Source organism: Butyricicoccus porcorum (assembly GCF_002157465.1).
Lineage (GTDB): Bacteria > Bacillota > Clostridia > Oscillospirales > Butyricicoccaceae > Butyricicoccus_A > Butyricicoccus_A porcorum.
On the sequence record NZ_NHOC01000010.1, the window covers coordinates 56238 to 67864 of the forward strand.

13 protein-coding genes, 1 tRNA gene and 1 riboswitch are annotated in these 11627 nt (G+C 46.0%); of the genes, 4 read left to right on the forward strand and 10 right to left on the reverse strand.

Annotation, left to right across the window (positions count from 1 at the left end; genetic code table 11):
- Positions 1 to 549: 549 nt before the first annotated feature.
- From CBW42_RS15020 to CBW42_RS11190, 5 genes are all read right to left on the reverse strand, one after another.
- Complete coding sequence (locus CBW42_RS15020; protein ID WP_242969861.1) at positions 550 to 1206, reverse strand: IS3 family transposase; 657 nt, start codon at positions 1204 to 1206, stop codon at positions 550 to 552.
- A complete protein-coding gene (locus tag CBW42_RS15025; RefSeq protein ID WP_242969862.1) occupies positions 1139 to 1615 on the reverse strand; it encodes a transposase in 477 nt (158 codons plus the stop codon). Before CBW42_RS15025 ends, CBW42_RS15020 begins: the two co-directional genes overlap by 68 nt.
- A 70-nt stretch (positions 1616 to 1685) precedes the next feature.
- Positions 1686 to 2225, reverse strand: a complete 540-nt coding sequence (locus CBW42_RS11180) for an ATP-binding cassette domain-containing protein (RefSeq protein ID WP_087021448.1) — start codon at positions 2223 to 2225, stop codon at positions 1686 to 1688.
- A gap of 184 nt (positions 2226 to 2409) precedes the next feature.
- Positions 2410 to 3420 carry a sugar ABC transporter substrate-binding protein gene (locus CBW42_RS11185; protein ID WP_087021789.1) on the reverse strand — a complete coding sequence of 337 codons (1011 nt, stop codon included), beginning with the start codon at positions 3418 to 3420 and terminating at the stop codon, positions 2410 to 2412.
- Between the two features lie 309 nt (positions 3421 to 3729).
- On the reverse strand, positions 3730 to 4569 hold the full coding sequence (locus CBW42_RS11190) for a helix-turn-helix domain-containing protein (protein WP_087021450.1): 840 nt from the start codon (positions 4567 to 4569) through the stop codon (positions 3730 to 3732).
- A 474-nt stretch (positions 4570 to 5043) separates the two neighbouring features.
- On the opposite strand from CBW42_RS11190, the gene CBW42_RS11195 reads away from it, so the two are divergent.
- From CBW42_RS11195 to CBW42_RS11210, 4 genes are all read left to right on the forward strand, one after another.
- Positions 5044 to 5745, forward strand: a complete 702-nt coding sequence (locus tag CBW42_RS11195) for a DUF2461 domain-containing protein (protein ID WP_165761157.1) — start codon at positions 5044 to 5046, stop codon at positions 5743 to 5745.
- Positions 5742 to 6446, forward strand: a complete 705-nt coding sequence (locus CBW42_RS11200) for a 3'-5' exonuclease (RefSeq protein ID WP_087021456.1) — start codon at positions 5742 to 5744, stop codon at positions 6444 to 6446. The genes CBW42_RS11195 and CBW42_RS11200 overlap by 4 nt, the downstream gene beginning before the upstream one ends.
- A complete protein-coding gene (locus tag CBW42_RS11205; protein ID WP_087021459.1) occupies positions 6443 to 6775 on the forward strand; it encodes a hypothetical protein in 333 nt (110 codons plus the stop codon). Before CBW42_RS11200 ends, CBW42_RS11205 begins: the two co-directional genes overlap by 4 nt.
- Positions 6776 to 6882: 107 nt before the next feature.
- Positions 6883 to 6969: transfer RNA gene (locus tag CBW42_RS11210), tRNA-Leu, on the forward strand.
- A 119-nt stretch (positions 6970 to 7088) separates the two neighbouring features.
- On the opposite strand, the gene CBW42_RS15175 is transcribed toward CBW42_RS11210, so the two are convergent.
- From CBW42_RS15175 to CBW42_RS11230, 5 genes are all read right to left on the reverse strand, one after another.
- Positions 7089 to 7217, reverse strand: coding sequence for a hypothetical protein (locus CBW42_RS15175; RefSeq protein ID WP_273348988.1), 129 nt, complete (start codon positions 7215 to 7217; stop codon positions 7089 to 7091).
- Between the two features lie 189 nt (positions 7218 to 7406).
- A complete protein-coding gene (locus CBW42_RS11215; RefSeq protein WP_087021462.1) occupies positions 7407 to 8366 on the reverse strand; it encodes a cation diffusion facilitator family transporter in 960 nt (319 codons plus the stop codon).
- A gap of 97 nt (positions 8367 to 8463) precedes the next feature.
- A riboswitch (NiCo riboswitch) is annotated at positions 8464 to 8547 on the reverse strand.
- Positions 8548 to 8620: 73 nt separating this feature from the next.
- Complete coding sequence (locus CBW42_RS11220) at positions 8621 to 9229, reverse strand: GNAT family N-acetyltransferase (RefSeq protein ID WP_087021464.1); 609 nt, start codon at positions 9227 to 9229, stop codon at positions 8621 to 8623.
- Between the two features lie 15 nt (positions 9230 to 9244).
- A complete protein-coding gene (locus CBW42_RS11225; RefSeq protein ID WP_087021467.1) occupies positions 9245 to 9847 on the reverse strand; it encodes a helix-turn-helix domain-containing protein in 603 nt (200 codons plus the stop codon).
- Positions 9848 to 10023: 176 nt separating this feature from the next.
- Positions 10024 to 11424 carry an alanine/glycine:cation symporter family protein gene (locus CBW42_RS11230; RefSeq protein ID WP_087021471.1) on the reverse strand — a complete coding sequence of 467 codons (1401 nt, stop codon included), beginning with the start codon at positions 11422 to 11424 and terminating at the stop codon, positions 10024 to 10026.
- Positions 11425 to 11627 lie beyond the last annotated feature (203 nt).

Consider the following 11627-nt stretch of genomic DNA (forward strand, 5'->3'; position numbering starts at 1 on the left):
GGCTCCTTTGTCCTGAATGTTTATGATCATTCTTGACTTTATCTTCAGTATCTATACGGTTATACTTTGTCGATTAGACAGAATTTTCTGAGGTCTCTCTTGACATAGCATCAAAGCAGAGGAAGACAATATCCCGATATGTAAAAATTAGTATATTTCTGATTTAAATATATCCGTTATTTACTGTTTACCTTTCAAATAACATAGAAATTTCTTTTTGGATTCTTCTGTTAATAGGTCTAAATTTTCTTTAATCTTTGGATCATGTAATCTGCGTTCTGCTTCCTTCCTCGCATGTATTGCATCCTCTTTATCAGAATACACGCCAAGTGAGTAGCGATGCTTTTGAAAATCAATATACGCTACCCAATAGCCGCGTCTTTTTTCCTGATAAACATCTGTGCAGCCACTCGTGTTATTACTACGTACACCTTATAGTGGCTCAGTTGTCAAGACAAAAATCTAAGATTTTTATAATGAACTGATATAGTGGACAAGTTACAAGGAACATGTGGAGAACAGTGGAGCACTCCCCAGATTCAATATATGCTAAGCTACATATGGCATCAACATTGCCGGATAGTAGCATTCAGCCGGTGTTTGGTAATCAAGTGCAGAATGGCGCCGCTCAAAGTTGTAGATGTGGATATACTGTCCGATAGCAGCTCTTGCTTTCCTGATGTTGTTGTACTGTGTCAGATAGGCTTCCTCATACTTGAAGCTGCGGAACCAGCGTTCAATCATGATGTTGTCTGCCCAGCGACTTTTTCCATCCATACTCTGACGGATGCCGTTTTCCTTTACAAAGTCAATGTATTGCTGACTTGTAAACTGACAACCCTGATCTGAATTCAGGATTTGAGGTTTTGCCACTTTGAAAGCTTTTTTCAGGGCACTGATAACCATTCTGGTATCAAGTGTGTCATCCACTTCCCAGCCGACAATACAACGGCTGTACCAGTCGATCACGGCTGTCAGATACAGAAATCCGCGCTTGATCGGGATATATATAATGTCAATAGACCATGCTTGATTTGGCTTGTCTATGACCGCATTACGAAGAAGATATGGACATACTTTCGCCTGCTGCATTCGCTTGGAAAGATTCATCTTTGGATAGATCGGGTAAATATCCATCTCATTCATGTAGCGTCTTGCCTTGCGGCGCCCAACCTGGTAACCACGGGCTTTTAACTGTGCAGACATTTGTCTTGCGCCCCAAACGGTTGATGTCAAGCAACCTGGCACCAACGGAAGCCGGAATTTCCTTAGTCGTCAAAAGGTTTTGGACTAAACTTACTCTCGTAGTCAGGTCCACAAATTTCTTCAGATTTTTTTTGAGCCAGTCAACCTGCATGGTTAACTGACCAACCTTTTTGGCATACTCCGCTTTCTCTTTTCGCTCTTCGGCAAGCTTTTCTTTGAGGTTTTCCTCGCGCTTGTCGTCGAACACAACCGAAGCATTGTTCAGGAACTCCTTTTTCCAGTTACGGAGCAGTTTTGGTTGGATGCTATTTTCAGCTGCCAGGGTATTGAGATCTTTCTCACCCTTAAGCAGCTCAATTACAAGGTTTGATTTGAATTTGGCACTAAAACTTCTTCTTTGTCTGGACATGATAATGGCTCCTTTCTTACATACTGGTTTAAGTATATCAGATTCATTAAAATCTGTCCGAAAAAGTGTCTTAATTTATGATACCATTATAGAGCGAGGAGGTCGGCTCATCCATAATAATCATTTTTGCGTCGATCAGAACCGCTTTTGCGATTTCGATCATCTGCTGAACGCCCATGCCAAAGGTTCCAGCCGGCTTCTCCGGATCAACATCCTGTCCGAGGGAAGCCATGACTTCCTTTGCCTTTTTGTTCATTGTCTTGTAATCCAGCAGTCCGTTTTTGCCCTTGATCCACTTATTGATAAAAATATTATCGGTAATGCTGAGCAGTTTCTCAATGTTCAGCTCCTGATAGACGCAGGCAATGCCTGCCGCTGCGGATTCATTCGGATTGCGGAAGGTTTTCCGCTCGCCATTGACATAAATTTCGCCCTCATCCGGCTGATGGACACCGGTAAGCACTTTAATCAATGTAGACTTACCTGCGCCGTTCTCACCGATCAGACCGAGGATTTCGCCAGGCTTGACCGCAAGCTGCATCTTGTCGAGAGCCACAACACCCGGGAATGTTTTGGTACAATCCCGCAGTTCTACGATATACTCACTCATTAACAGTTCACCCTTTTCTCCGAGAGAGAGTTTTCCAACAGGTGCGCGGTATAGTCCTCTGATATTTTGTTCTCGGCACAAAATACGGTACGGTACACCTGTCCAGATGAAGAATGCCCTTATCGGTGTTTTCTACCGATAAGGGCATTGTATTGTTCATGGATTTTGCTCTTTCGGGATTCCCTTATTTCAGATACTTATCCAGCTCGTCCAGACGTTCCTGAACATTTTCCTTGGTAACAACGCCTGTACCGGAGTCGATGAACTCATCCAGCTCTTCGCCGTTCAGTGCTGCAACTGCTGCTTCTGCTGCCTTGTAGCCCATACCGTAAGCATCCTGAACAACGGACATTGTCTCGTTGCCGGCCAGAATTGCTTCACACGCTGCGCGGTCACCATTGAAGCCGAGGAAGATCGTATTTTCATACGCCTTATTTCCCTTTGCTGCACGTGCAGCTGCCATTGCCATATCGTCGTTGTTTGCACAGATGATTGCAACGCCTTCCGGATGAGTCTGCATGATAGCTTCCATACAGGTAACTGCCTTATCTGCTACTGCATCTGCATACTGAGTTTCACTCTCCAGGAACTCGCCGCCTGCTTCATTGATGCCCTTTTTGTAGCCTTCATAACGTGCAGTGTTGGTAGAGTCACCCTGAACACCACAAATTTCAATCGCCTTGATTTCCTCCCAGCCAGCTTCCTTTGCAGCTTCGACAGCGGTCTTACCGCCCAGTGCAGCTGCTTCCTCATTGCCGGTACCGATGAAGGAAAGAACCTCCGGTGCATCAATGTTGGTATCGACCGCCAGGATCGGCATCTCTGTTCCCTTAATCAGGGTTGCTATCTGATCGCCCTGAAGTGGAGCGATGACCAGTGCGTCATATGCACCGGAATTCAGGTCGGTTTCAATCATGTTCTGCTGCTCATCATAAGCAGTTTCAGAAGTCGGGCCCTTTACTTCAATCGAAACACCGTTTTCTTCGCCATAAGCCTCAGCACCGGCCTTGACGTACTGCCAATATTCCGCGGAAGTGGTCTTCAAAATCACACTGATTTTGTAATCTCCGCCGGACGAGCTGCCGGAGCCGCTGTCTCCGCCCGCTGCCGTATCTCCGCCAGAGGAACCGCAGCCTGTCAGACAACCTGCCGTCATTACGCCTGCAAGCGCAATCGATAAAAGTCGTTTCTTCATTTTCATTGTACTTTCCTCCTGTGTTTCTCTCTTTCTGATGTATTTATCTTTTATCCTACATCTCAGCCGATACGTAGAAATGCACAGCCGTGATGCTGCACGGTTTTGTTTCTCATACCGTTTGGGATATGGGAAAGAAGATCGATGTTATTGTCCTGAACCTGCATTTTCTTTTGCTGCATGTACAGATATGGGGCAATTTTCACGATTTGATCGTTGATTTTTGCATCATTTATTGTGCTTATTATACAAAACCATTGCATAATTAACCGAATCAAACCGCGCAAGAACTGTTGCAAATTGCTCTTTTTAAACTAAAAAATTGCGAAATTGTCTGGGCGACATTCCTACCTTGCTGCGAAATGCAGCGGCAAAGCTCGTATCATATGCATAACCGACTGCTCCTGCAATCTCTGTAACAGACAGTTCTGTTTCTTTCAGCAACTTTTTTGCCTGACTGATACGCAGATTTACCAGATATTCATGAGGCGACTGTCCTGTGCCTGCTCGGAATTTTCTGTTAAACTGCGATACACTCAAATGGAATCTTTTTGCCAGCATAGCAGTTGATACATCCTCCGAAAAGTGAAGCTCCAGATATTGTTGTACGCTGGCAATCAGTGGATCATCGGATTTGTCGGCCGCTCCGTCATCCAGCATGCTGTATATGATATCATACAGCATACGGGAAGCCGTTGTTTCTTCCATACAACCTGCTGTGCGCAGCAGATGCAGAAATTGCTGCATCTGGTCGCGGATGTATGCAGAATACTCTGCCGGAATGACAAGCCCATGTTCTTTGAAAATTTCCTTCCAGAACATCTTTGTATTGGCACCGTTGAAGTAGATCCACATATACTCCAACGATTCAACTGCGCGATAACTGTGCGCTTCATTACAGTTGATGAAACCGCATTCACCGGCATGAATGATTGCTTTTTCACCGTGTGCAAATACGCACATCTTCCCTTTCGTCACATAGAACAGCAGGTAACCATCCTGTCCTGTGTGCTCTATATAATAATCTGTATCGCAGTAAAAATATCCTGAACGCTGTAAAAAATACAGCAATCTTGCAGCGCGATCAGATGGTGTGGCTTCATAGAGCTCTGACATCGGTTCCAGCCCCTTTTCATGCGGCAACAGCATATCTTCTCGTCCTCCGTTCTGTTGCAACCAATAACAAAATCGTTGCAATGATCCACCTGTGCAATTCCTGAATAAAGCAAAAGCGATTCTTTCATGTGCCCGGAGAATCCGAACAGCAGCGATTCAGGTGTACATTTCTTCAAAAAATTACACATTTGCATCGTATTTCGTATAAATCAGGGCTTTAATTTCCTTTTTTTCATGATATCAGGTCTAATTTCCGTTTTCCATTGCAATTATTGCGCTTCACATTATAAATCTTGCTGCCTGGACAGCAGGATTCCTAAATGAATCGTTATTATTGACAGAAAAACGGGAGGAACTCTGTGATTTTTATGATACTCTGCCAAGCAAAATAAGTCATTGCACGCAGTGCGCCAGATTTATACATAAATAATCATGTTAAATTGGATTTGAAAGACACGGCAATGTGCGATACAATAGAAACCAATGCCAGAAAGAAGGAGTCTCTGTATGATTTTTAATCAATTTACGCCGGATATGCTGGATTTCCTCGCAGAAAACCATCTGCGCAACAGCAAGAGCTGGTATGATGAGCATAAGGATGTCTATAAGAAACTGGTGACGGAGCCGTTTTATGCACTGGTTGAGGAAATGAGCCCTCATATGTTGGAAATTGATCCGCAGTTTGTAACCATCCCATCCAAATCGGTTGCCCGTGTCCGCCGTGATACACGTTTCACAAAAAACAAGGATCTGTACCGCGATCATATCTGGATTGTGTTTCGTCACCCGAAAAAACGCCTTGGCAGCTCACTGTGCTATTATTTTGAGATTGAACAGGAAAGCTGGGGGTATGGTGTAGGCTATTATGATATTCCATCCGCTGTGCGCGAGGAATATCGCCAGATGATCCTGCATCACGACAAGCATTATCTGGAAGCCAGACGCGCACTGGAACAGGCGCCGGATTTCAGCCTATACGGCGATCCGTATAAGCGCCCGCCCTATCCCGATGCGCCGGAAGAGGATCGGCACTGGCTCAATCGAAAGAATATCGGCGCCAGTTTTTCCTGTGAGGACTATACCACCTTGTTTGACGGCACATTCTATGATATAATGATAGCAAATCTCAAGCGAATCGCACCATTTTACCAATTTCTTCGCATTGCAGAAGAGCGCGTTCGCCGTCAGTCATTGGAGGACCACTTGTGAAATTCACTGCAATCGATTTTGAAACAGCAAATGCATCCATGCTCAGCGCATGTTCCATCGGTATTGTCGAATTCGAGGACGGCGTTCCCGTTCGTGAGACCTATACGCTCATCCGCCCGCCTGAGGAATATGGAAAATTCAACTGGTACAACGTCCGTATTCACGGAATCAAGGCAACTATGGTGAAGGATGCACCGACCTTTGACAAGGTCTGGGAACAGATTCGGGACAGCATTGATGGTCAGTTGATCGTCTGTCACAATGCTGCGTTTGATACCGTCGTTCTGTGCCGCCTGCTGGAGTATTATGGAATTGCGATTCCCACCTTTGATTATGTCTGCACGGTTAAGATCTCTCAGCTGCTGTGGCCGGAGATGGAAAACCATAAGCTGGATACTGTTTGCAATGATCTCAATATTGTCCTGAACCACCATGAAGCGTTGTCCGATGCACGCGCCTGCGGCTTGATTTTCGCCGAAGCGCTCAAAAGCCAGCACTGTATCGATACCGCGGACTTGCTGGATGCACTGGAAATGCGTGTCGGACATGTTTCCCCAAAGGGTCGGCAGTCCTGTTCCACCTCGGAAGAGGTTCGCCGAAAAATGATTTCTGATAAGAAAAAACAGGCAAGCCGCCGCAAATATTTTGCCCGCCGCCATTCTGCCGCGGACACGAAAGAGAAAGGAGAAAAACCATCATGACAAACTGTTGTACGTTTTTCAAAAAAGCCGGAGATTACCGTGACCTTGCCGCTGCACGCCTTGAAAATGCAGGTGATCTCGTTCGGGCAGGCTATACTGCCGCAAGCCAGCGTATCACTTCCCTTCTGCGCAAATACATGCTCTCAGAGATTCAGATTCTTCAGTTAATGCTGGTTTCATTCGGCGTCCTGCTCGGCGCAACTTTTTCCGATTTCTTCAAAAAACACCGTAAATTCGTACTGATTGCATTCCTCCTCTCGGTCTGTCTGTTTGTTTACAAAGCATTCCAGCTGCTCGGTGAATGGGATGAATCAAACGGTGAGTTTTAACTGTGAGATCATGCAATCCGCCTGAATTAACATTCAGGCGGATTTTTTTCAAAAAGTACTTGCAACAACGGATAAAGTTATGTATAATATTTTTGTTGCATTACCATGCCGGTGTGATGGAATTGGTAGACGTAGTGGACTCAAAATCCACCGCTGGCGACAGCGTACCGGTTCGAGTCCGGTCACCGGCACCATAAAATAAAGCGGTTGATATCACAGGTTATTCCGTGGTATCAACCGCTTTTCGTCTTTAGATTCAGAGTCTGCCCTGGTGCATCCCGCTTGAATGGCAAGCCCAAGCGGGATGCGTGTTTCAATTGTGCTTCTCCCGGTCATACTCACACAGGGCATCCTTGACTGCTTTTTTAATGACAAGGTATGCCACAGCTGCCACAATCGCGATGATAACGGCATACATCATGAAAGCTATAATAACTGACATAACTCATTCCTCCTGTTTCTGCAATAAAAACGCAGAACCGCCTTCCATCTGGAAGGACAGGCTCTGCGTCTAAGCGTCTGGCTCTGATAAAACGGGATCATTTGAACTTTTCTATACTATAAATCCGGCAGCAGCGATTGTCAACATCTGATATTTATGATTTAAAAATTTCAGCGCATAAAATATAAATCAGCTGTTTTTTGTCGCTGTTTTTTCTGACTGCTCAGGTAAGGCTGCCGCAACGGAGACCTCCGAGGGATTGACATGAACCATAATATGTTTTACCTTGGGGAATTGCTGCTCGATTGCAGTATGCACCTGCTCTGCAATCTGGTGACCTTCCGCAAGAGACAAACTGCTGTCCGCTGAAATTTCAATATCCACATAGATTTTATTGCCGAACACGCGGGTGTGCAGCACATCAACTCCGAGTACGCCCTGCTGACTGCTCGCACAGTCGAGCAAAGCTGCTTCGGTTTCTTTTTCACAAGAGTGATCGACCATTTTGTCAATCGCGTCCTTAAAAATATCATAGGCGGCTTTGGCGATAAAAAAACAAATTACGAGACTTGCAACCGCATCCATCACCGGAAAGCCCATTCTGGCCGCGGCAATACCGATCAGTGCACCGACAGAGGAAAGTGCATCGCTGCGATGGTGCCAGGCATCTGCCATCAGTGCACTGGAATCATAGCGTTCGGCATAAGAGCGGGTGTACCAGTACATGGCTTCTTTGACGATAATGGAAATAAATGCGGCGGCCAAAGATAACACGCCGGGTACCGTCAGATTTTGATAGTCACCTCCGGCAATATTGCGGACAGCACCAATGCCAATCATCAGTCCTGTGAGAAAAAGCACCACGGAAAGGACAATCGCAGCCACGCATTCAAATCGTTCATGACCATATGGATGCTCGTCATCCGACGCTTTGGCGGAGATTCTTACGCCAATGATGACAATGATACTGCTGAATACATCGGATGCGGAATGCACCGCATCGCTGATCATGGCGCCAGAATGTGCAATCACACCGGCCAATGCCTTGAAGACGGAAAGGATCAGATTGCCCACGATACTGACCATGGATACTTTTGTAGCAACCCGCTCAAATTCCGCAGGAGAGCAGGTTTTCGGATGATTTTTCATATCAGTTACCTCCAAAATAAATGTGTGACAACTCTATGACATCTGCTTCGCGGAGGTTCCAACAATAAAAAACACCCACGAAACCAGTAATGTAACTTACTGTCCCGTGGGTGATCCTTCCACTGTCACATGTGTGACCCGGCTCCGAGCGCGTCGCTCCGGCCTGTTCAGTTTGTACTGTAGAGGTATGCAGTGCAAAGAGTATTTGTATAATACCACAAAGTCAGTACATGCGCAAGAGGGTATGCCTGTATTTATTCAAGCTGTCCTGGATGTTTTTCCTTCTTTTTGGGAGGGAATTGGCGATCAAACGCTTCGACAAGATCAGGCGCTGTAAAATAACAGGGCGGGTCGGAATAAACGCCCCGGATAGTTCCGGCAGCAGCATCCTGTAGAAACTTCACCATAAAAAACGGAGCTTCTTCCGTTGGATCCATACCTTCGTAAAAAATACCATATTTTGAAGCACTTTCAAACCCAAATCGGCTGTAGTAGTCCGGATTCCCCGTGATGACAACCGCAGGATAGCCCAGCTCTTTTGCTTTTTCTAACGTGAATGAAATCAGTTGTGCACCGTATCCCCTGCCCTGCTGCTCCGGTAAAACACTGACTGGGCCGAACAGCAGCAGTCTCTGTGTGCCAGCTTCTGTTCTGAGCACGCCCTCAGCATATGCAATATGCGCAATGATTTTCCCTTCTTCTTCTATCACATAATCCAGCTCTGACACAAAAGAGGGATCCGTCCGCAGCATATGCAGCACATAATGCTCCATGCAACCGGGACGGTACACATTCCAGAAGGCTTCGCGCGTCAGATTTTCCACTGTAAAATAGTCGTTTGGCTGTTCTTTTCGTATGGTCATATCTTTCACCACTTTCTATTGGTATTGTTTCGTAAGCCTGCTTCGCATTTTTTCAAAATGACTGTCCAGCAAGGCTGCAACTGCGGTTTTGTCCGTTGTGCCGTCATAACAGCTGTACAGCAAATACATAGGAGCATAAAACGCAACGGCCTGTTCGCGTGCATCCGGAATGTTCAGGCTTGTGAACAGATCTGTCACATATTGAAGCGGCCCTAATCCGAGATACTGCTGATACAATGCGCCCATTTCCTCATTCCGGTACTGTTCCAATGTCAGCATTTTTCGGAAGCAGGACGAAAACTCCTCCTCTGTCCAATACTGAAACTGTGCTTTGCTGAATACAATGATCTGTTCGATTGATGTGTTCTGATAATCCTCTGCTGATTGTTCCAACGTTCCCTCCGGAACTTCGTACCGGCGGGCGTGTTCAGCATCCATCTGCTCCATACGCACAAGGATACTGTCAAAAATATCCCGTTTGTTTTTATAATGCTTATACAAGGCGCCTTTCGTCATTCCAAGCGCACCGGCAATCTGACTGACCGAAACCGCTTCATATCCATCTCTGGCAAACAGCCGGAGGGCTGTCAGCAGGATGTTCTCCTTTGTATTGCTCATAATGCTCCTATCTGTGAAGTAAACATTCGTTTACCTATATTATAGTAAACCATCGTTTACCTGTCAAGCAGATTCACTCCATATAAGAAAAAGCAGGTCATGACAATAAAAAATCCCCTGCCGGAAAAACCGGCAGAGGATTATCACAGTTCTATGTACTTGTGTACTGCGAAAAATCAGGATTTGCTCTGTTTTTTCGCAAAATATTCCCTGACCAGTTGAACGACTGTTCCGGACAGAAGGAACAGCGCAATCAGGTTGGGAATGGCCATCAGTCCGTTAAACGTTTCTGCGATATCCCACAGAAGGCCAAGATCGATGGTAGCGCCGATGATGGAAACCAGTGAATATACAACCATGAACGGCTTGATTACCTTATTGGAATGGAACAGAAATTCGATGCAGCGCGAGCCATACAGACCCCAGCCGAGAATTGTGGAAAATGCAAAGCTGCACATGGCAATTGCAGTAAAAATAGTAACCCAGTTGCCATATATCGAAACAAAGCCCTGAATCGTCAATTCTGCACCGACGGCCTCACCGTAGCTCACCGGAATACCGCTGCACAGGATAACCAGTGCAGTCAGCGTACAGATGACGATGGTGTCAGTAAATACCTCAAAAATACCGAAAAGACCCTGCTTGACCGCATCACTTGTATCGGCACAGGCGTGTGCAATGGAACCCGTGCCGAGTCCCGCCTCATTGGAGAAAATGCCTCTGGAAACGCCCTTTTTCATGCTCATGAAAAACGTGCCTACCGCACCACCTGTGATGGAGCGCGGGGAGAATGCGCCATAAACAATAGAATAAAACACCTCAGGAATACGCCGATAGTTGATGGCAACGACACCACATGCGAGGATGATATAAAGCAGCGCCATAAACGGAACCAGCTTTTCCGTGACAGTTCCGATGCGTTTAATTCCACCCAGCAGGATCAATGCAACCAGACCTGCAATAACAATACCGACAATCAGATTAAACGTGCCTGCAAAAGATTCCGACAACACACCATAGCTAAAAAGTGCAGAATCGATGGATGTAATAATGGTATTGACCTGCGTCGCATTGCCTGTGCCGAATACCGTGAGCACGCCAAACAGTGAAAAGGCGGCGGCGAGCCAATGCCAGTGCTTGCTCAGGCCGTTTTTGATGTAATACATCGGGCCGCCGACCCAGTCACCGTCTGAATTGCGTTCGCGGAAATGGACGGCGAGCGTGACTTCTGCGAATTTGGTGCACATGCCGAGGAATGCAGAACACCACATCCAGAAGACTGCGCCGGGACCGCCGATTGCGATGGCTCCGGCAACACCGGCAATGTTTCCGGTTCCTACTGTTCCCGCCAGCGCTGTGCAGACCGCCTGGAACGGTGTCATGGAGCCGTCCCCGGCTTCATCCTTCCGGAAAAGCCTGCCCAGAACCGTTTTTACCGCAAGTGGAAATTTGCGAATCTGTATAAACCGGGTCCGAATACTCAGATATAATCCCACGCCAATGATACAAATCATGGCCGGAATTCCCCAGATAAAATTGTTCACATATGTGTTGATTTGTTCAATGATCTGAAGCATTTCTCTCTCCTATCTGAAAAATTTCTTTATATTTTATCTGATTTCGACGGGAACACAAGGTGCCCGACAAAAACGACATATAAAGAATTATATCTTATAATCAAAAAATAATCAATTTAATCATGGAAAATACTTTCAGCCCTTTCTCAAGGCATGTCTGGAATTGATCTCAGAGAAATTTCTTGACAGGATTTCTGTGACAT